Annotated in this window: 18 protein-coding genes; 11 read left to right on the plus strand and 7 right to left on the minus strand. The window is 65.5% G+C overall.

Going from position 1 to position 18,879, the window contains the following annotated elements:
- The first annotated feature begins 95 nt into the window (after positions 1 to 95).
- From NG698_RS02605 to NG698_RS02645, 9 genes are all read left to right on the plus strand, one after another.
- On the plus strand, positions 96 to 1,037 hold the full coding sequence (locus NG698_RS02605) for an FKBP-type peptidyl-prolyl cis-trans isomerase (RefSeq protein WP_252598828.1): 942 nt from the start codon (positions 96 to 98) through the stop codon (positions 1,035 to 1,037).
- Between the two features lie 41 nt (positions 1,038 to 1,078).
- Entirely contained in the window at positions 1,079 to 1,474 is a 396-nt protein-coding gene (locus NG698_RS02610) for an FKBP-type peptidyl-prolyl cis-trans isomerase (protein WP_056340002.1), read from the plus strand.
- Positions 1,475 to 1,580: 106 nt separating this feature from the next.
- The gene (locus NG698_RS02615; protein WP_252598830.1) at positions 1,581 to 3,566 is read left to right on the plus strand and encodes a helix-turn-helix transcriptional regulator; all 1,986 of its coding nucleotides are present in this window, start codon (positions 1,581 to 1,583) and stop codon (positions 3,564 to 3,566) included.
- A 10-nt stretch (positions 3,567 to 3,576) separates the two neighbouring features.
- Positions 3,577 to 3,930, plus strand: a complete 354-nt coding sequence (locus NG698_RS02620) for a hypothetical protein (protein ID WP_252565389.1) — start codon at positions 3,577 to 3,579, stop codon at positions 3,928 to 3,930.
- 32 nt (positions 3,931 to 3,962) lie between these two features.
- Positions 3,963 to 4,238 carry a Sec-independent protein translocase subunit TatA gene (gene tatA / locus NG698_RS02625; RefSeq protein ID WP_056340008.1) on the plus strand — a complete coding sequence of 92 codons (276 nt, stop codon included), beginning with the start codon at positions 3,963 to 3,965 and terminating at the stop codon, positions 4,236 to 4,238.
- A gap of 48 nt (positions 4,239 to 4,286) precedes the next feature.
- Positions 4,287 to 5,081 (plus strand): twin-arginine translocase subunit TatC, encoded by a 795-nt coding sequence (tatC, locus tag NG698_RS02630; protein ID WP_252598927.1) that lies wholly within the window; start codon positions 4,287 to 4,289, stop codon positions 5,079 to 5,081.
- A gap of 24 nt (positions 5,082 to 5,105) precedes the next feature.
- Entirely contained in the window at positions 5,106 to 8,015 is a 2,910-nt protein-coding gene (locus tag NG698_RS02635) for a DEAD/DEAH box helicase (protein WP_252607963.1), read from the plus strand.
- A 63-nt stretch (positions 8,016 to 8,078) separates the two neighbouring features.
- Positions 8,079 to 9,734, plus strand: a complete 1,656-nt coding sequence (locus NG698_RS02640) for an amidohydrolase (RefSeq protein ID WP_252607964.1) — start codon at positions 8,079 to 8,081, stop codon at positions 9,732 to 9,734.
- A gap of 117 nt (positions 9,735 to 9,851) precedes the next feature.
- Positions 9,852 to 10,595 (plus strand): polyprenol monophosphomannose synthase, encoded by a 744-nt coding sequence (locus NG698_RS02645; RefSeq protein ID WP_252607965.1) that lies wholly within the window; start codon positions 9,852 to 9,854, stop codon positions 10,593 to 10,595.
- A gap of 140 nt (positions 10,596 to 10,735) precedes the next feature.
- Here the strand turns inward: NG698_RS02645 and NG698_RS02650 are convergent, their stop codons facing one another.
- The 4 genes from NG698_RS02650 to NG698_RS02665 form a co-directional block, all read right to left on the minus strand.
- Positions 10,736 to 11,083 carry an RNA polymerase-binding protein RbpA gene (locus tag NG698_RS02650; protein ID WP_003802221.1) on the minus strand — a complete coding sequence of 116 codons (348 nt, stop codon included), beginning with the start codon at positions 11,081 to 11,083 and terminating at the stop codon, positions 10,736 to 10,738.
- A 248-nt stretch (positions 11,084 to 11,331) separates the two neighbouring features.
- On the minus strand, positions 11,332 to 12,282 hold the full coding sequence (locus tag NG698_RS02655; RefSeq protein WP_056340024.1) for an SPFH domain-containing protein: 951 nt from the start codon (positions 12,280 to 12,282) through the stop codon (positions 11,332 to 11,334).
- 32 nt (positions 12,283 to 12,314) lie between these two features.
- A complete protein-coding gene (locus NG698_RS02660; RefSeq protein WP_252607966.1) occupies positions 12,315 to 12,779 on the minus strand; it encodes an NfeD family protein in 465 nt (154 codons plus the stop codon).
- Between the two features lie 102 nt (positions 12,780 to 12,881).
- The gene (locus NG698_RS02665) at positions 12,882 to 13,769 is read right to left on the minus strand and encodes a methyltransferase domain-containing protein (protein ID WP_252598834.1); all 888 of its coding nucleotides are present in this window, start codon (positions 13,767 to 13,769) and stop codon (positions 12,882 to 12,884) included.
- Positions 13,770 to 13,869: 100 nt separating this feature from the next.
- Here NG698_RS02665 and NG698_RS02670 point away from each other — a divergent pair, with 100 nt between their 5' ends.
- On the plus strand, positions 13,870 to 15,867 hold the full coding sequence (locus tag NG698_RS02670) for a S9 family peptidase (protein ID WP_252607967.1): 1,998 nt from the start codon (positions 13,870 to 13,872) through the stop codon (positions 15,865 to 15,867).
- Between the two features lie 20 nt (positions 15,868 to 15,887).
- Here the strand turns inward: NG698_RS02670 and NG698_RS02675 are convergent, their stop codons facing one another.
- Positions 15,888 to 16,553: a peptide deformylase gene (locus tag NG698_RS02675; protein ID WP_252598836.1), complete on the minus strand. Its 666-nt coding sequence runs from the start codon at positions 16,551 to 16,553 to the stop codon at positions 15,888 to 15,890.
- A gap of 59 nt (positions 16,554 to 16,612) precedes the next feature.
- Here NG698_RS02675 and NG698_RS02680 point away from each other — a divergent pair, with 59 nt between their 5' ends.
- Positions 16,613 to 17,032, plus strand: coding sequence for a nuclear transport factor 2 family protein (locus NG698_RS02680; protein WP_252598837.1), 420 nt, complete (start codon positions 16,613 to 16,615; stop codon positions 17,030 to 17,032).
- A 13-nt stretch (positions 17,033 to 17,045) separates the two neighbouring features.
- On the opposite strand, the gene NG698_RS02685 is transcribed toward NG698_RS02680, so the two are convergent.
- Both NG698_RS02685 and NG698_RS02690 read right to left on the minus strand, forming a co-directional pair.
- Positions 17,046 to 18,188 (minus strand): FAD-dependent oxidoreductase, encoded by a 1,143-nt coding sequence (locus NG698_RS02685; RefSeq protein WP_252607968.1) that lies wholly within the window; start codon positions 18,186 to 18,188, stop codon positions 17,046 to 17,048.
- Positions 18,181 to 18,840 carry a class I SAM-dependent methyltransferase gene (locus tag NG698_RS02690; RefSeq protein ID WP_252608021.1) on the minus strand — a complete coding sequence of 220 codons (660 nt, stop codon included), beginning with the start codon at positions 18,838 to 18,840 and terminating at the stop codon, positions 18,181 to 18,183. Before NG698_RS02690 ends, NG698_RS02685 begins: the two co-directional genes overlap by 8 nt.
- Positions 18,841 to 18,879 lie beyond the last annotated feature (39 nt).

Genomic DNA, 18,879 nt, shown 5'->3' on the forward strand with positions numbered 1-18,879 from the left:
GCTATCCTTGATGGGGCCGTTCCTTGGCCTTGCAGCGGTGCCGGGCGCCTGATTCCGGTTCCGCGTCCACCCTGCCCCGACGAAAGTTCTCTTACGTGCGCCGACTCCTAGCAATCCTGATCCCCGGCCTGCTGCTGCTTACCGCTTGTGGCGGTTCGCCCGCAGCACCGGAACCCACCAGCCAGTCTGCCGGTGACACTGCCAAGTTCGACTCCCTGAAACTGACGGACAACGGTGACCAGAAGGCTCCCGGTGTCGAGTTCTCCAAGCCCCTCGAAGTCACCGAACCCACCATCAAGGTGGTCGCCGAAGGTGACGGTGACCGGGTCAAAGAGAACCAGATCGCAAACATCTCCATCCTCGCGCTCAGTGGTGCGGACGGATCCACGCTGGAGGACACCTTCCCCGGCGAGCCCGAACCACTGCAGCTGAACGAGGAACTGAAGACCGGAAGCCCGGTTATCTACAGCGCGTTTGTTGGCTCCAAGGTCGGCTCGAGCCTTGCCCTGGCCATCCCGGGCCAGGCCGCAACCGCAGAAGGCGCCCCCGCCCAGCCAACGCAGCTTCTCCTGATCAAGGTGCTCTCCACCAAGGACGCACCGCAGACCGTCGCTCCGCTCGCAAAGCCCGAAGGCGAGACTGTCACCCCGCCGGCCGGCCTGCCGACCGTGAAGGACAACGACCAGGGCGTGCCGGAGATCTCCGTTGACGGAATCGCCGCGCCCACAGCACTCGTTTCCCAGGACCTGATCAAGGGCAACGGCGCGGAGGTTAAGGAAACCGACACGTTGACCGTCAACTATGTTGGCGTGAACCTTGTGGGCGGCACTAAATTTGATTCAAGCTTTGACCGCGGCGAGCCGGCCAGCTTCCCGTTGACCGGCGTCATTCCGGGCTGGACCCAGGGACTGGCGGGAAAGACGGTGGGCTCCCGGGTCCTCCTGGTGGTCCCCAAGGACCTCGCGTACGGTGATGCCGGCCAGGGCGAAGCCAAGGGTGACCTTGTCTTCGTTGTGGACATCCTCGGCGTCAAGTAAACAGCAACACATCACCCACCCAAATAATCAAAGGAGCAACCATGTCATTTGGTCAGCGCGATTTCGACCGCCAGAAGCCGGAAATTGACTTCCCGCAAGGCGATGTCCCCACCGAACTGGTTATCACCGACCTCATCGAGGGCGACGGTGCCGAGGCCAAAAAGGGCGACACCGTCTCCACCCACTACGTCGGTGTGGCCTGGTCCACCGGCGAAGAGTTCGACGCTTCCTGGGGCCGCGGCGCCCCGCTGGACTTCCGTGTGGGCGTGGGCCAGGTCATCCAGGGCTGGGACCAGGGCTTGCTGGGCATGAAGGTAGGCGGCCGCCGCCGCCTGGAGATTCCGTCCGAACTGGCGTACGGCTCCCGCGGGGCCGGCGGAGCCATTGGCCCCAACGAAGCGCTGATCTTCGTGGTGGACCTCGTGGGCGTCCGCTGACCGAAGCATCGTAACGCCGGAAGGCGCGGTAACAATCAGGGTTTTGTTTTCCTGTTGGTTGCCGCGCTTTCTGCTTTCCGCGGAGGAGTTTAGTAACGTAGCCAGCGTGTCCGTCTCCCGTACTGAACGCCTGCTGAACCTCCTGATAGCCCTGCTGAACACCAAATACGGCCTGCGCCGGGCAGAGTTGCGGGCGAAGGTCTACCATGACACGTCCGGCAACGACGTGGCTTTCGGCAGGATGTTTGAGCGGGACAAGAATGACCTCCGGCAGTTCGGTTTCGATGTGGAAACCGTCACGGACCTCGGCTGGAGCGAAGATGATCCGGCCACCACCCGCTACCGCATCGGCAAGGAATCGAACCGCCTGCCTGATGTCCAGCTCAGCCCGGGGGAGTGGACCGTCCTCCTCCTGGCGTCCCAGTTATGGGAGCGTGCCGCCCTGGGAACCGCCGCTGCCAGCGCCCTCCGCAAGCTCCAGGCCTCCGGCACCGTGTCCGACGTCGAACTTCCGGTTGGTGTTCAGCCGCGGATCCGGCCGGCGGGCCAGGCCTTTGATGATGTGGTGGCTGCCATGCACGCCCAGCACCCCGTCAGCTTTCCCTACCTGGCAGGCACCACCGGCAAGGAAGAGCAACGGACTGTGGAGCCGTGGGGCCTCGGTAGCCGCTTCGGCCAGTGGTATCTGACCGGCTACGACCGCTCGCGCAAGGCACCGCGCCACTTCCGGCTCTCCCGGTTCACGGGCCCCGTCACGGTGCTGGAGAAGGAAACCTACCCGGCGCCGCCGAACTTCAGTATCCGCGCAGAACTGGACCGGCTTCCGGAGCTCCCGCTCCGGACCGCCGTCGTGGACGTCCGGGAGGGCCGCCTCCTTGGCCTGCGCCGGCGCGCCACGCCGGTTGCCGACGGGAGTGCCGGAACGCCCGACGCCGGCTACGAACGGCTGCAGGTCAACTTCAGGGACGCTGAGGTGCTGGCCGAGGAGCTCGCATCCTATGGCCCGGACGCTGTGGCACATGCTCCCGACGAGCTGGTGGCAGCCGTGCGGCACCGGCTGCGCAACGCTGCCGCCTTCTGCGCCGCTCCCAGCCCTGCATATCTGTTTGCGGACGCACCGCGGGGTCGCGTCATCCGGAAACGCACGTCTGAGGACCAGCTCAAGCGCATGCTGCAGCTGGTGCCGTTCCTGGTCCACAACCAGGGCCTGCATATCCAGGACGTCGCAGCCCGCTTCGGTGTCACGCCCGCGGAGCTGGAAAGCGACCTGCGGATCCTCATCTGCTCCGGCCTTCCCGAGGGATACCCTGACGACCTCCTGGACATCCATTGGGAGGAAGGCCACGTTTACATCACCCAGGACCTGGATCTCAAGAGGCCGGTCCGGTTTACGGTGGACGAGGCCTGCGCGCTGCTGACCGGGCTCGAGACGCTCAATGGGCTTCCCGAACTTGCCGAAGGAGGTGCCCTGGAGTCGGTGACCCTCAAACTGATGGCAGCGGCCGGCGAAGAAGGGCTGCGGGCCGGTTCGCTTGCCGGTCCGGAGGTGGGCCCGTCGGATTCGGCCGTCCTTGACGTTGTCCGTGGTGCAATCCAGGAGCGGTCGCAGCTACGGCTCGTGTACTTCTCCGCCCAGCGCGACCAGGTCTCCGAACGGGACGTGGATCCGCTCCGCCTGTATTCCCTGGACAACACCTGGTACTTCGAGGCCTACTGCCATTCGGCCGAGGGGCTGCGGAACTTCAGGCTGGACCGGGTGCAGGAGGTCCACCCGAACGGAAATCCCGCCTCCACGCAGGTCCGGGCCGGGGAAAGCTTTCCGGCCAAGCTGTTCACGCCCAACGACGACGACACCACGGTCCTCGTACAGCTCACCAGGCAGGGCGCCGGCTTGGCGGACGATTATTACGCCGAACGTGTGGCACCCCTTCCCCACGGCGGCCTCGTAGCCGAGATCCGCTTCGGCAGCACTGCCTGGCTTCCCATGTTCGTGGCCCAGCACGGCGGGGCCGCCCGGATCCTCGAACCTTCCGAGCTGGGGGCGGCAGCGCTGGACTGGATCGAGGCGGCCCTGGCCGGGTACGGCGGCTAGACTCGTCAGCATGCCTTGGTGGTCCTGGATCCTGATCTGGATTGCGCTTATTGCGCTCTCCCTGCTCTTTTATGTCCTCCTGGGCATCCGGCTGTACCGCCAGTTCATGGCGGTAATGAAGGACCTGGGCGCCGCCGGAGCTAAAGTGGCACACCTGGCGCCGGCAGCGGCCACCGTCGATGACGGCTCCCAGCCGCCAGGGTCAGCTCCGCCCGGTGCGGCTGTTTTTGCCTCACCGGCCCAGATGCGTCATGATTACGACGCATCCAAGTCATCCCGCCGGGAGGGCCGCCGCCAGAGGCGCGTCCAGCGTAAGCACGATCGGGGCCAGCCCCAGTCACTTCGCGATCTCAATCTCAGTTAGACGTAGGATGTTGTTAGAGGAAAGGATTTCCCGTGGGAAGACTCTTTGATGGCCCGTGGCCAATTGTCATTATCATCGTCGTTGCGCTGCTGCTATTCGCCGCGCCCAAACTCCCTGCCATGGCCCGCAGCCTTGGCCAGTCCATGCGGATCATCAAGTCCGAGGTCAAGGAAATGAAGAACGACGGCAAAACCGACTCCACCGACACGGCTTCCGGCCCGGTGGAAGGCAAGATCGTTAACCACCCGCCGGCGAAGCCCGGTGAGCCGACCGACGGCACTGACGTTCCGCCGTCGACCCGCGCCTAACCCGAAGTGGCACTGACGCGGGGCCGTAAGTCCAACCCTGAGGGGCGGATGGCTCTTTGGGACCACCTCAAAGAGCTCAAGAACCGGGTGATCAAATCGGCGATTGCTGTGCTGGTTGCCGGCGTGGGCGGCTGGTTCCTTTACGATCCAGTCGTGGCCAGCCTGTCGGACCCGCTGATTTCCATTGCCCGGGATACGGGGCGCACCGCGGTCCTGAACTTTGCGACCATCGCAGATCCTTTTGCCTTCAAGATCCAGATTGCCATCCAGATAGGGCTGGTTATCTCCAGCCCTGTCTGGATCTATCAGGTGTGGGCTTTTATCACCCCGGGTCTGACCAAGAAGGAACGCGGCTACACGCTCGGCTTCATGGCGGCCGCTGTGCCCCTGTTCCTGGCCGGTGTGTTTGTAGCCTGGCTCGTGTTCCCCACCGTGGTCAGGGCGCTGCTACAGTTCACACCCGCCACCGGCGCCAACAACATCTCGGCCACCGACTACCTGACGTTTGCCACGCAGATGTTGCTTATCCTCGGGATCTCTTTTCTGGTCCCCGTGATCCTGGTCGGCATCAACATGGCCGGTGTGGTCAGGGGCCGGACCATCCTCAAAGCCTGGCGGATTATCGTCTTCCTGGTCTTTGTACTGGCGGCACTGGCCGCACCAGGCACGGACGCGCTGTCCATGTTCCTGCTTGCTGCGCCGCTGCTGATTCTGTTCTTCGCGGCGATCGGGCTGTGTATCTTCAACGACAAGCGCCGTGACAAGCGCGTGGCGCAACAGGCTGCTGAGACGGACGCGACAGCCGACATCGCGACGCCCGGCAACGAACTGAAGAACCTGTAGCGCGCGGCGCACTAGGCTTGAGGCATGTCCTCTATTTCCGGGCCACTCTCGCCCTCTGAAAGCTACCGGGCCAGCGCGGAACGCACGGCCGAAGCGGGCACCTACCTCGGCGGGTTTGTCCGCACCCTTGATTTTGAACTTGACGAATTCCAGCGCCTCGCCTGCCGGTCCCTCCAGGACGGCAAGGGAGTGCTGGTGGCTGCCCCCACTGGTGCCGGTAAAACCATCGTGGGCGAATTTGCCATCTATCTCGCTTTGCAACGAAACCTCAAGGCCTTCTACACCACCCCGATCAAGGCTCTGAGCAACCAAAAATTTACGGAACTCTCCGAAAAGTACGGGGCGGAAAACGTCGGTCTACTTACCGGCGACACCAGCATCAATGGCGACGCCCCCGTGGTGGTCATGACCACGGAAGTCCTCCGGAACATGCTCTACGCGGACTCGGACACCCTGGATGACCTCGGCTTTGTGGTCATGGACGAAGTCCACTACCTCGCGGACCGCTTCCGTGGTGCCGTCTGGGAGGAAGTCATCATCCACCTCCCCAGCGAAGTCCAGGTAGCCTCCCTCAGCGCCACGGTTTCCAACGCAGAAGAATTCGGTGCCTGGCTGGATACCGTGCGCGGCGACACCGACATCATTGTCTCCGAGCACCGCCCGGTTCCCCTGTGGCAGCACGTTATGGTGGGCCGGGACATCGTGGACCTGTTCGCCGGAGAAACCACCTTCGACGAAATCGCGCCGCCCGCGGATGCGGAGACCGGAGCTCCACTACCGGTCCAGGAGCGGCTCACCGCGGCCACCAAGGACGCGGACGGGCCGGGGTTCGAGGTCAATCCGGACCTGCTCAAAATGGCCCGCAGCGAAGGCCAGCAAAGTTTCGCCGGACGCTTCGGCCACGGCGGACGGAGCCAGCGCCGGCAGCACCGGCAACGGACAGAGGACCGCCCCCGGCAGGGAGCCCAGCCCGGCGCCGTCCGGAAGGCCAGCCGTCCCCAAGTGATTGCCAGCCTGGACCGGCAGGACCTGCTGCCCGCCATCACGTTTATCTTCTCGCGGGCAGGCTGCGATGCCGCCGTTGCCCAATGTGTCTCGTCCGGACTCTGGCTGACCACGGAGAAGGAGCAGCAGATCATTGCGCAGCGCGTTGACGAGGCCGGGCAGGACATCCCGTCAGAGGATCTGGACGTCCTCGGCTTCTGGACGTGGCGGGATGGCCTGCTGCGTGGTTTCGCGGCCCACCATGCCGGCATGCTTCCCACCTTCAAGGAAGTAGTGGAGAAGCTATTCGTCGAGGGCCTGGTCAAGGCTGTGTTCGCCACCGAAACGCTGGCCCTGGGCGTCAACATGCCGGCCCGCTCCGTGGTCCTGGAGAAGCTCGACAAGTTCAATGGCGAAGCCCACGTGGACATCACCGCGGGGGAGTACACTCAGCTGACCGGCCGCGCGGGCCGCCGCGGCATCGACATCGAAGGCCATGCCGTTGTCCTGTGGCAGCCGGGCACGGACCCTGCTGCTGTTGCCGGCCTCGCCTCGCGGCGTACGTATCCGCTGAACTCAAGCTTCCGGCCGACGTACAACATGAGCATCAACCTGTTGGCGCAGTTTGGCCGCGCACGTGCGCGGGAAATCCTTGAATCCTCCTTCGCGCAGTTCCAGGCTGACCGGTCCGTTGTCGGACTTGCCAAGCAGGTGCGCAGCCGCGAAGAGTCCCTCGCGGGATACGCAAAATCCATGACCTGCCACCTCGGAGACTTCACTGAGTATGCCCGGTTGCGCCGTGAACTGTCCGACGCCGAGAATGTCACCTCCCGCAGCAAGTCCCGGGCTCTTAAGTCGCTGAATGAAGACTCCCTGGCGCGGCTGATGCCCGGCGACGTGGTGGACGTCCCGGGCGGGCGGGCGCCCGGACCGGCGATTGTGCTCAGCTCGGACCACAGCGGCAGGGAGCCGCGGCCTGCCATCCTGACGCTCGACAACCAGCTCAGGCGAATCGGCACCGAGGACCTTGAGGGCCCCATCGCGCCCCTGACACGGATCCGCATTCCGAAGTCGTTCAACGCAAAGGTCCCGAAATCCCGGCGTGACCTCGCATCGTCGGCCAGGAATGCACTGCGCGAGAACCGCCCGCCTGCCCCCGGCCGCAGCACCGATTTTGGCATGGGGTCCGTTTTGCCCCATCAGGAGAAACGCATCACGGAGCTTCGCCGGGCGCTCCGGGCCCACCCCTGCCACGGCTGCAGCGAGCGTGAAGACCACGCGCGCTGGTCAGAGCGTTGGTGGAAGCTGCGCCGGGAGACGGATGCCCTGGTCCGGCAGATCCAGGGCCGGACCAACACCATTGCCAAGACCTTCGATCGCGTCTGCGATGTCCTTTCCGCCTACGGCTACCTGGAAGCGGGAGCTGACGGGCGCCTGGCCATCAGCCCGGACGGCCATCGGCTCCGCCGGATCTACGGCGAGAAGGACCTGCTGATTTCGCAAGCACTGCGGCTGGGCGCGCTCAACGACCTGGACGCCGTCGAAGTAGCGGCCCTGGCCAGCGTCCTGGTCTACCAGGCCAAACGCGAGGACAGGGGCCTCCGCCCCCGGATGCCCAGCGTCTCGCTTGAATCGTCCGTGGATGTGGTGGTCCGGGAATGGTCGGCCCTGGAGGACGTGGAAGAGGCGAACAAACTTCCGCTGACTGCCGAACCGGAACTCGGTCTTGTCTGGCCGATGTACAAATGGGCCAAGGGACGCCACCTCCAGGAAGTGCTCAACGGTACGGACCTGGCGGCGGGCGACTTCGTCCGTTGGGTCAAACAGGTCATCGACCTCCTGGACCAGCTCGCCAAGATTCCCGGCCTGGATCCGCGCGTCTCCAGGCTTTGCGCAGAAGCAATATCACTCATCCGCCGCGGCGTCGTGGCCTACTCTTCCGTACTTTGATGTCCCGGCTCTGATGCACCGGCAGCCTGCCTTCTTCCCCCTAGCCCCAGGAGCTTCGCCCGCATGACCACTGAACGTTCCACCACGCCCGCGCCGCACGAGCGGAAGGTGGTCCTGTACCGCAACGGCTCGGTCTACACAGCAGCAGACCCCTTTGCCACCGCCATGCTCGTTGACGGCGACACCGTTGCCTGGGTCGGCTCCGAGCAGGCGGCATCCTCCATCGCCGACAGTTCCATGGAGATCATCGACCTCCATGGAGCCCTCGTAGCGCCGGGGTTTGTTGACTCCCACGTCCACCTCACGGAAACCGGCATCGCACTGGGTTCCCTCCAGCTGGGCGGGATCCGTTCCGCCCGGCAATTACTCGATGCCGTGGCCGCAGCCAAAGGCGACGGCGCCCTGCTGGGTCATGGCTGGGATGAATCCACGTGGGAGGACCCGGCCCTGCCGGCGCCCGAGGAGCTTGAGCAGGCCGCCGGCGGCAGGCCCGTGTTCCTGGCCAGGGTGGATGCGCATTCGGCGTTGGTCTCTTCCTCCTTGGCTGCCGCCGCCGGGCTTGGCGGGCTGGACGGCTACAGCGCGGGTCCACAAGTGAAGCGGGCCGCCCATACAGCGGCCCGCCAGGAAGCACGGCGGCTCCCGGAGGCCAGCCTCCTGGCCTACCAGCGGCGCGCCCTGACCGAAGCGGCCGAAAACGGTTATGTGGCACTGGCGGAGATGGCCGCGCCGCATATCGGCGGAGTTTCTGACCTCCGCCTTGCCGCCGCGTGGAACACGTCGGCCGGAGACGCCATGCCGGAAATCCTGCCGTACTGGGGCGAACTGGCCACCTCCGAGGAGCAGGCCCGGGCACTGCTGGACGAACTGGGCGTATCCGTGCGCGGCCTGGCAGGCGACCTGAACATTGACGGTTCCCTCGGCTCCAGGACAGCGGCACTGAGGGCCGGCTACAGCGACGCGGCGGGGGAGCGGGGCAGCCTCTACCTCTCGGCAGAGCAGGCCGGCGCCCACCTGGCGGCCTGCTCGCTGCTGGGCATCCAGGGCGGCTTCCACGTCATCGGCGACGCGGGACTTGATGCCGCGCTGGAGGCACTGGAACTCGCGGCCGCCGAAGTGGGCGAACAACGGATCCGTGCCGCCGGCCACCGCTTCGAACATGTGGAAGTCGCAGACCCCAAATCAGTGCAACAGCTGGCCCGCTACTCCGTCACCGTCAGCGCCCAGCCACGCTTCGACGCTGACTGGGGGAACGAAGGCGGCATGTATGAGCAGCGCCTGGGGAGCCGGAGCCGCTCCATGAACCCGTTTGCCTCGTTCTATGCTGCCGGTGTTCCCATCTGCTTTGGCAGCGACAGCCCGGTGACACCGCTGCGCCCGTGGTCCAGCGTGCGTGCCTGCCTGGAACACCACAACCACGCTGAACGGATCTCGGCCCGCGCAGCGTTCCTCGGCCACACCCGCGCGGGGTGGCGGGCAGCAAAGCACCACAACCCGATGGCCGGGCAACTGGTTCCCGGCGCACCAGCCAGTTTCGCTGTTTGGGATGCTGAGGAGCTCATGGTCCAGGTGGCGGACGGCCGCGTCCAGTCCTGGAGCACGGATCCGCGTGCCCGCACGCCCCTTCTCCCGGCACTTGATAACGGCGTGGACCCGGTGTGCCTGCAGACCGTGAAGGACGGCGTGGAGCTGCATTCGAGTCCGGCACTGCGCTCCTGACCGGACACACCGGCCAGCGCCCCCATAAAGCGCCCTATAATAGGTAGTTGCGCCTGACCGCCAGCTACTCCGCTACGGTTCAGCCGCTCCGACTGCTCCCGTCCAGGAAGGCCCTTTGTGCGCGTCCTCACCATCATTCCTACTTACAACGAGCTGGAATCGCTGCCCAAGACTCTTCAACGCCTCCGCGCAGCCGTACCGGCCTCGGACGTACTGGTGGTGGACGACAACAGCCCGGACGGCACCGGTCAGCTTGCGGACGGCTTTGCCGCCGAGGATGCACAGGTTCACGTCCTGCACCGCAAAGGCAAGGCTGGCCTGGGAGCCGCCTACATTGCCGGGTTCAAATGGGGACTCGAGGCAGGCTACGACGTCCTGGTGGAAATGGATGCGGACGGCTCACACCAGCCCGAACAGCTTCCCCAGCTGCTGGAAGCCGTTGAACAGGGCGCGGACCTTGCCATGGGATCCCGCTGGGTTCCCGGTGGCAGCGTGGTCAACTGGCCGCTGTACCGGCAGGCGATTTCACGCACTGGGAGCACGTACGCCCGGCTGATGCTGGGCCTGAAGATCAAGGACGTCACCGGCGGCTACCGCGCCTTCCGGCGGACCACGCTGGAAAAACTGAACCTCGACCTTGTCGATTCAGTCGGCTACGGCTTCCAGGTTGACTTGGCGTGGCGTGTAGCCAAGCTGGGCCTCAGGATCGAGGAACGCCCCATTACGTTCGTGGAGCGCGAGCTCGGAGCGTCAAAGATGAGCGGCAACATTGTTGCTGAGGCCATGGTCAACGTCACCAGGTGGGGCCTGCAGGCACGCTGGAACAAGCTCACAGGCAAGAAGGATCCGGCACAGGGCTGACCTGCAACGCCGTTAGGACAAAAGATAAGGGCCGGGCCGGCAACGTGATCACGTTGCCGGCCCGGCCCTTTCTTAATCGTTCAGATCGCGTCAATCGGTGACGCTATGACCTAGGTGGGAGGCCGTGACCGCCGCTGGGGTCAGGCGCTGCGCCGTTCGCCACGGCGTTCGCGCAGGATGGTCAGCCGGTCCTCGAGGATCTGCTCCAGCTCCGGAAGGGAACGGCGCTCGAGAAGCATGTCCCAGTGCGTACGGACAGCCTTTTCGTTGCTGGTGTCCGGACGTTCGCCATCAACGAGGAGCGCTTCCTTGCCGGTCTTGGAGACCCACACAGGAGGAATTTCAGCCTCTGAAGAGAACGTCACGAAGACCTGCTCGCCGTCCTCGCACCGGTATTCGACGCGCTGGCGCGGAGCCGGCTCAACGCCGGACTCGGTCTCCATGCTCTGCGCGCCAAGACGCATACCCCGCAGGCTGCGATCGCTCATGTTTTCTCCCTCTGGTCGGTTCGCGGAGCAGGACTCCACGCAAGCCGGAACGGCATAACCGCCCCGGACTACTTTGTGCACTGTGCTGCATCATAAGATTCAACGCATTGCGAAGCTTTCTTGTTCCAGCGGATCTGGTCCGACCGGACAAATACTCAATTATACCGGCGTGGGGCCTAGCCGCAAAACGGGAGGGGACCCGCAACCAAGCGCGAATCCCCTCCCGCCCCGTATGGGGCAAATCCGTGTCAGGACCCAGGCTGTTTAGCGGGTTCCTCGTCGAACAGCCCGCCGCCGCCGGCGGTCGGATCAGGATTGGTACCGCCGAGCGCCTGGCCGATGCCCTTAAGTGCCTCGCCAATTTCGCTGGGAATGATCCACAGCTTGTTTGATGATCCCTCTGCGATTTTCGGAAGCGTCTGCAGGTACTGGTAGGCCAGGAGCTTCTGGTCGGGGTTGCCCTTGTGGATGGCGTCAAAGACCTTCTGGATGGCCTGTGCTTCACCGTCTGCGCGGAGGATGGCCGCCTTGGCGTCGCCCTCAGCCGCAAGGATCGATGCTTGCCGCTGGCCCTCGGCCGTCAGGATGGCAGACTGCTTGGTGCCTTCGGCCGTGAGGATCGCAGCGCGGCGGTCTCGCTCGGCCCGCATCTGCTTCTCCATGGAGTCCTGGATCGAGTGGGGCGGGTCAATGGCCTTGAGCTCCACGCGCGAGACCCGGATGCCCCAGCGGCCGGTTGCCTCGTCCAAGACACCGCGCAGCTGGCCGTTGATCTGGTCGCGGGATGTGAGCGCCTCTTCCAGGTTCAGGCCGCCCACAACGTTACGCAGGGTGGTAGTGGTGAGCTGCTCCACGGCCTGGATGTAATTGGCAATCTCATAGGTGGCTGCGCGCGGATCAGTGACCTGGAAGTACACCACAGTGTCGATGGACACCACCAGGTTGTCTTCGGTGATGACCGGCTGCGGTGGAAAGGACACCACCTGCTCCCTCAGGTCCAGGAGCGGCAGGAGCCGGTCCACAAACGGGATCAGGATGGTGAGTCCCGGGTTAAGGGTCCGCTGGTACTTGCCGAGCCGTTCAACGACGCCGGCCCTCGCCTGCGGGATAATCCGCACTGAGCGGACCAAGACAATGATCACGAACACGATCAGGACCACCAGCACAATGGCCAGGGCGGCTCCTCCTGCGTTATCCATACGACTCCTATTCCCCAATTGTTAGGCTGTACTTAGGACTGAGTGGCCTGCTCCGGCTGGGCGGAAACAACAGCCGTGGCCCCGTCGATGGCGGAGACCACTGCCTTCTGTCCGGCAGGCAGGACGCCGCCGGAGGACCGGGCGCTCCAGACATCGCCCCCGATCTTGACGCGGCCGCCGGTGGAGCTGACTGCTTCCATCACCAGGGCCTGCTCGCCGATGAGCCGGTCAATGTTGGTGCGCTGGTCGGCGGGTCCCTTTTTCAGGTGGCTTAGTGCCACCGGGCGGACAAAGGCGATCATCAGCAGTGAGACGACGCAGAACACCACAATCTGCAGCCACAGGTCAGCGCCGGCAAAATCTGCGACGAGCGCGGCAAGTGTTCCGCCGCCGAGCATGATGAAGAACAGGTCAAGGGTGATCATTTCGATCACTGCGAACGCGAGGAAGGCGGTGAGCCACAGGGCCCACCAGTTTTCGCCGAGCCATTCAAACATTCCGTCCCCCTTGACCATTCGGTAGCTGTCTATCTATCCTAGTCCGCCGGAAAGCAGGACGGCAGGTTGCGTGAAGGGCAGCGGTTGAACGTGGCCACGTCGTTACGGTGCGGACGGTGCCGGACGGAAGACCGTGATCCGGAATCGTGCCTCCACCTGGGTCGACACCCCGCTGCTCCCGATTTTGGCGGCAATGGCCGTGCGGTCCAGGTGGTGCCCGGCCGGACCCATGAAGGCCAGGTCAGCCAGCTCGCTGGCCGTCAGCATCATCAGGATATCCAGGTCCCGGGTGGACTCGGCGGCGAAGTGCGGCGAGAGGGAATCTGCCAGCCGCGCGTCCTTGCCGTCCTCGATGGACAGCATCCCTGCCTGGGCGGCTACGGCGGCCAGGTGTCCGGCGCGCGGCGTCACCACCACCAGCCTTCCGCCGGGGCGGAGGACCCTGGCGAATTCGGCGGCGTTGCGGGGAGCGAAGATCACCGTGATGGCGTCGACGGCGGCGTCGGCCACCGGGAGCGGCTGCCACACATCGCAGGCAAGGCTGATTGCCTCGGGGTTGAGGCGCGCGGCGCGACGGAGCGCGAACTTGGAGATGTCGAGCGCGACGGCGGCGTAGCTGGCCGTGCGCCGCTGAACCTCATCCAGCACCACCCTGAGATAGTGGCCGGTCCCCGTACCCGAATCGAGGACCATGAATGGTTCGCCCGGGGTTATCCCGGGCACGACGGCGGCCGCGACGGCATCTGCCAGGGGGCGGTAATGCCCGCCGTCGAGGAAAGCGAACCGGGCCGCCACCATCTCTGCGGTGTCGGCTTCAAAGACTGTCCCCTTGCCCACCAGCAGGTTGAAATAGCCCTGCTTCGCCGCGTCGAAGCCGTGCCCGGATCCGCAGACCAAGGCCTTGTGGGCCGCGTCACCCGGCCCGACCCGGACATCCAGTGCGGCGCCGCACACGGGGCAGCGCAGCGGAGGGCGGGGGCTTGATGGCATACGGACCATCTTAGGGCGGGGAGCGGGCCGGCGCGGAGCCCGCGCGAGTGGTCCGGCCGCATGTTCGCGTGGGGGAAAGCCGCACGTTAGGCTCACGTGGGTGAAGCCAGAACACCTCCCGCTGCTCAATTCCGTCTCCGCGCCGGCCGTTCACCCGGACGGCAGCCGCGCTGTTGTGTCGGTGACCAGGCCGGATTTCACTGCTGACTCCTACGTGGGCCAGCTGTGGAACATCCCGTTGAACCAGGAGCAGCCGCCGCGACGAATAACCAGGGGCTTCCGGGACACCGGCCCTGCCTTCTCTCCTGATGGACTGGTCCTCGCCTTCCTCCGGACGGGCGGACCGTCGTCGAAAGCGCAGCTCGTCGTGGTTGAGGCCGGCGGCGGTGAACCCCAGGTCATTACCGACAGGCTGCTCGGAGTGGAATCCTTCGCCTGGTCTCCTGATTCGCACCGGATAGTTTTCAGCTCCCGCGAGCCCGAGACCGGACGGTACGGCAGCAGCGAAGCCATCACCGCGGAGGCGGAGGCCCCACGGCTGATCTCCTCCTACCAGTACAGGCTGAACAGCGTTGGCTACACGCGCGACAAGCCGCAGCAGCTGTTCATCGTGGACGTCCCGGAACTCGGCGGCGAACCGCTGGCGCCGCCTGCGGCTCCGTCGCTGCCGGAAGCCCGGCAGCTGACGTCGCTCGCCACGGACGCCAGCTCCGGATTTTTCAGTGCAGACGGATCAGCCGTCTACTTTGTGGCAGCACCGCCGGAGAACGACGACGACTTGGCCACCTTGATCTACAGGGTGCCGGTCTCCGGCGGCGACCCCCTCCCGGTGGATAAGGGAGTAGCCGCACCTCAAACCGTCTCGGAAGTCCGGCAGTCCCGGGACGGCAAATGGCTGTTCTACATTGCCCGGGACCTGGGCGGCTCGGGCCGGGACTTCGTGGCACGGAACGCCGTGCTGTACTGCGTAGCGGCCGACGGCGGCATGCCGATTGCGCTGACCGACCCAGAGTTGATGGACGTTGCGGCGCCGGGTGCCCGGATTGAGCTCCGCGGCCCGGACCACGCCCTGGTCCTGAACAACGCGCAAGGCTCGGTTGAGCTCCTTGAGCTGGGGGCGGCGGGCGGGCATGCCCTGCTGGTGCACGGCGACAAGGTGGTGACGGGCGCTGCCTGGGCGGGTGGTTCGCTGCTCGTCGTATTCAGCGATCCGTCTACTCACGGGGACCTCGGAGTGCTCGACGACGGGCAGCTGCGGCTGCTGACAGACTTTTCGGCCGTTCTGCGGACACAGACGGACATTGTGGTTCCACAGGAGCTGACGTTTGAGGCGCCCGATGGCTATCCCGTCCATGGCTGGCTCGTCAGGCCTGCGGGCAAGGGTCCGCACCCGGTCCTGCTGAACATCCATGGCGGGCCGTTTGCCCAGTTCACCGTTGCCCTGTTCGACGAAGCCCAGGTGTACGCGGCTGCGGGCTATGCCGTGCTGATGTGCAATCCGCGCGGCTCCGCCGGCTACGGCCGGGAGCACGGGCTGGCCATCAAGGGCCGCCTTGGCACCGACGACATGGAGGATGTCCTCGCGTTCCTGGACGGGGCGCTGGCCAAATTTCCGGCGCTGGACGCGGGCCGGCTGGGCATCATGGGCGGCTCGTACGGCGGATACCTGACCGCCTCGACCATCGCGCACCACCACAGGTTCCAGGGTGCCATTGTGGAGCGCGGATTCCTGGACCCGGTCAGTTTCGAGGGCTCGGCCGACATTGGCTGGTACTTCGGCAACGAGTATCTCGGCAGCTCAACGGTGGAGCTCGCCGCGCAAAGCCCGTTCGAGCACGTGGGCAACGTGCAGACCCCGACGCTGGTCATCCACAGCGAAAACGATCTCAGGTGTCCGCTGGAGCAGGGCCAGCGGTATTTCACGGCCCTGAAGCGGCGGGGTGTGGAAGCCCAGCTGCTGGTGTTCCCGGGCGAGGACCATGAACTTTCCCGGTCAGGCAGGCCGCAGCACCGGCGTCAGAGATTCGAGCACATCCTGCGCTGGTGGGCCCGGTTCCTCCCGACCGACGCAAATCCGGCAGACGCACCGCCGGAGTGACGCGGAGGCGTGCAGGCGCGTCAGGGGTTCTCGGGCAGGAATCCCAGGGCCGCACGGGCCTTTCCGATCCCCGGCTCGGCCCAGTTGGCGGCGTACTCGGCGTTGGAGCTCAAGGACCTCAACTCGGCGCGGTCAACGTAGAGGGTGCCATGGAGGTGATCGGTTTCGTGCTGCACAATTCTCGCCTGCCAGCCCTCGAATTCCCGTTCCGACGCCAGGCCTCCGGGGGTATCGAACCGGAGCAGCACCCGCTCTGGCCGTACTACCACTGCCTGCAGGCCGGTCAGTGAGAGGCACCCCTCGAAGAACGCGGCGCTTTCCGTTCCGACGGCCGTGTAGTGCGGGTTGATGATGGTGAGGAACTCCAGCGGGCTGCGGTGCCGCAGTGCAGCGGCCTCGGGGTCGACGTCGTACTGGTCCTCAAGGACTGCCAGCTGCAGCGGGATTCCGAGTTGCGGGGCGGCCAACCCCACACCAGGGGCTTCGTGCATCACGTCGCGCATGAGGGCAATCAACTGGTCCAGCTCGGCGGCGCTGATCTGGCCGTCGAAGGACGCGGCCCGCTGGCGGAGTACGGGATTCCCGGCCTGGACGATGGGCGGCAGCGATCCCGCAGACAGGATTTCCTGCACCCGTTCCCTCAGGTGCGCAGGAGTGAATGAAGTAGTCGGTGATACAGGGGTCATGCGGAAAGCCTAGCGGCGGACGCCGCAGGGCGTCGGCCGCGTCGGCTAATGTCGATGCCATGGCTGAACTGATTGCGTCCGAACCCAACGCACTGGAACTTGTCCTGGACTTTATCCGGACCCTGGAAGCCGGCGGTGACGGCGGGGCCATCGGCCGTTTCCTCGCTGCGGACATCGTGTTGGTCGAGGCGCCGCATCTGCTCGCGGCTGAAGGCTCCACGCGGACGCGGGACCAGGCGATGGCTGGCCTCGATCAAAGCGGCGAAGTAGTGGCGGACCAGAAGTTCGGGATCCGCCGCACTACCTGCGAAGGCGGTCGGGTTGTGGTGGAGGCCGACTGGTCGGCGCGGACGCTGATGGACCTGCGGTACTGGGATGCCGGGGAGACCATCCGCGCCCGGACGTCGTCGGTGTTTGAAGTCCGGGACGGCCTGATAATCAGCCAGGACAGTTACGACTGCTACTTCGTGAATTCCTGACCCGGTGCGGGGGTTACTGCATGGTGAACCGGCGGGCCACCAGCCTGTTGGCCGCCGGAATGCCGGACACCGCGCTGACTGCGTGGTTCCTCAACGCCAGGAGCGGCCGCCCCAACGGGCGCCCCAGCGTCATATTCACTTCGGACTGCCATCGCGCTACCGAGGCGGCCTTGCGACGCCGGGCGGAATAGGCGTGCAGGCGCTGGCCAACCGGTTTCCCCGCCAGGGCATCACAGATGATCGGCGCGAGTTCCGCCGCGTCCAGCCAGCCAAGGTTCATGCCCTGGCCGCCGATGGGGCTTATTTCATGGGCAGCATCACCGATCAGGACGGCCCGCCCCGAGACTGATCGGCACGCCACCGTGGAGCGCGGGCTGAAGCTACTGAGCATGGTGTTGGTGGCCGGGTCCGGCCGGATCCCCGTGCGGTGGTGGACCATCCGTGCGAGTTCGACGGCGTCCGGGACCGGTTCGGGCCGGGGAACCCTCACTACCCAGCGGCGGAGTCCGCCCGGCAGCGGAAAGGATTCCACTATCCCTTCGGCTTCGAGGTACAGGACGGCTTCGTTCAGGTTTTTGCCGGTACCTTCGAAATCACCCATCACATAATGGTCGGGATAGGTTCGGGACGTGGCCGGGATGCCCAGCAGGCTGCGCATCAGGGACCGCGAGCCGTCGGCGGCGACCACAAGGCGTGAGGTGATCCGGGTGCCGGCACCGCCTGTCTTGGTGGCGGCAGCACGGACGGTGACCAGTCCGCCGTCGTCCGCTATTCCCGTCACCCTGGCGCCCCTGACGAGCGCCGCACCGTCGAGTTCGTGTACACGCTGCTCCAGCAGGGATTCCGTTGTGACCTGGGCGAGCGACAGGACAAACGGGAAGCGCTCCGAGACCGACGCGAAAGACATTGACCCTACGGTCTTAGCGCCGCTGACTGCAATGCCGCCGCGGATCTGCACGCCGGCATCAACCATGGCGCTGGCCACCGCTGCCCTGTCCAGCGCCGCGAGGGCCGGGGGATGGATGCCGATGGCCCGCGAGTGTTGTTCCCGGTGGAGACGCTGTTCAAGGACCTGGACCGCGACGCCTTCCTGAAGCAGCAGGGCGGCGAGATACAGACCCACGGGTCCGCCGCCGACGATCACCACGTCAGCCATCGGGATGGTCCGGACCGTGCATGAGGACCTGATGGAAAGGGGAATGGCGCGCCACCTGCCAGCCGGGGGGAGCGGCGGCGGTGAGTTCCGCCGGGGTGTAGCTGCGCCTGATCGAGGTCAGGCCGTCCGCTCGGATGAACGAGTCGCGGAAGGGGAGGGCGGCCAGGGAGAAAAGTGCGTAGGCTGCGATGTTCCGGCGGAGGTCGTTGTGCAGGGAAATCCGGCGCCCCAGGGCTTGCGAATCTGCCAGGAGCTGAGCCAGGTCCGCTGGTTGGAGGTGGTGGATGACGTGGTTCGAGATGACGACGTCGAACCGGCGGCCTTCGCGGACCATGTCGGCACTGTCCGCCTGGCGGAACCGGACTGAGACGTGGTGGGGGCGGCGTAACGAGTAGCTGTATGCCCTGGCGTCCGGGTCAATGCCGGTGACCTCGAGCAGCAGTTTGTCCCGGGCGGACCAGAGGGCGAGCTGGCGTGCCAGGTCCCCGCCGCCGCATCCTATGTCGAGGAGCGTGGTTTCAGTGTCGTGGGAGAGGAGAGGGCGAAGCTCGCGGCGGTACAGCTGCCGCCAGCCGGAGAAGAGCCGGTTCACCAGTCCGAATTGCCGGTACGTGAGCTCGAGTTTGGTGGGATCACAGTCCGGCAGATCCATCATTTCCACTGCGTCGGCAGCCCTTTGCCGCATCAGGGA

Source organism: Pseudarthrobacter raffinosi, from assembly GCF_023913735.1.
Classification (GTDB): domain Bacteria; phylum Actinomycetota; class Actinomycetes; order Actinomycetales; family Micrococcaceae; genus Arthrobacter; species Arthrobacter raffinosi.

Excerpts from the sequence above, each read along its gene's own strand:
- NG698_RS02635 (WP_252607963.1), top strand. The coding sequence starts at position 5,106 with ATGTCCTCTATTTCCGGGCCACTCTCGCCCTCTGAAAGCTACCGGGCC.
- NG698_RS02640 (WP_252607964.1), top strand. The coding sequence starts at position 8,079 with ATGACCACTGAACGTTCCACCACGCCCGCGCCGCACGAGCGGAAGGTG.
- NG698_RS02680 (WP_252598837.1), top strand. The coding sequence starts at position 16,613 with ATGGCTGAACTGATTGCGTCCGAACCCAACGCACTGGAACTTGTCCTG.
- NG698_RS02660 (WP_252607966.1), bottom strand. The coding sequence starts at position 12,779 with ATGTTTGAATGGCTCGGCGAAAACTGGTGGGCCCTGTGGCTCACCGCC.
- NG698_RS02665 (WP_252598834.1), bottom strand. The coding sequence starts at position 13,769 with ATGCCATCAAGCCCCCGCCCTCCGCTGCGCTGCCCCGTGTGCGGCGCC.
- NG698_RS02690 (WP_252608021.1), bottom strand. The coding sequence starts at position 18,840 with ATGGATCTGCCGGACTGTGATCCCACCAAACTCGAGCTCACGTACCGG.
- tatC (WP_252598927.1), top strand. The coding sequence starts at position 4,287 with ATGGCTCTTTGGGACCACCTCAAAGAGCTCAAGAACCGGGTGATCAAA.
- NG698_RS02610 (WP_056340002.1), top strand. The coding sequence starts at position 1,079 with ATGTCATTTGGTCAGCGCGATTTCGACCGCCAGAAGCCGGAAATTGAC.
- NG698_RS02620 (WP_252565389.1), top strand. The coding sequence starts at position 3,577 with ATGCCTTGGTGGTCCTGGATCCTGATCTGGATTGCGCTTATTGCGCTC.
- NG698_RS02655 (WP_056340024.1), bottom strand. The coding sequence starts at position 12,282 with ATGGATAACGCAGGAGGAGCCGCCCTGGCCATTGTGCTGGTGGTCCTG.
- NG698_RS02650 (WP_003802221.1), bottom strand. The coding sequence starts at position 11,083 with ATGAGCGATCGCAGCCTGCGGGGTATGCGTCTTGGCGCGCAGAGCATG.
- NG698_RS02675 (WP_252598836.1), bottom strand. The coding sequence starts at position 16,553 with ATGACCCCTGTATCACCGACTACTTCATTCACTCCTGCGCACCTGAGG.
- NG698_RS02685 (WP_252607968.1), bottom strand. The coding sequence starts at position 18,188 with ATGGCTGACGTGGTGATCGTCGGCGGCGGACCCGTGGGTCTGTATCTC.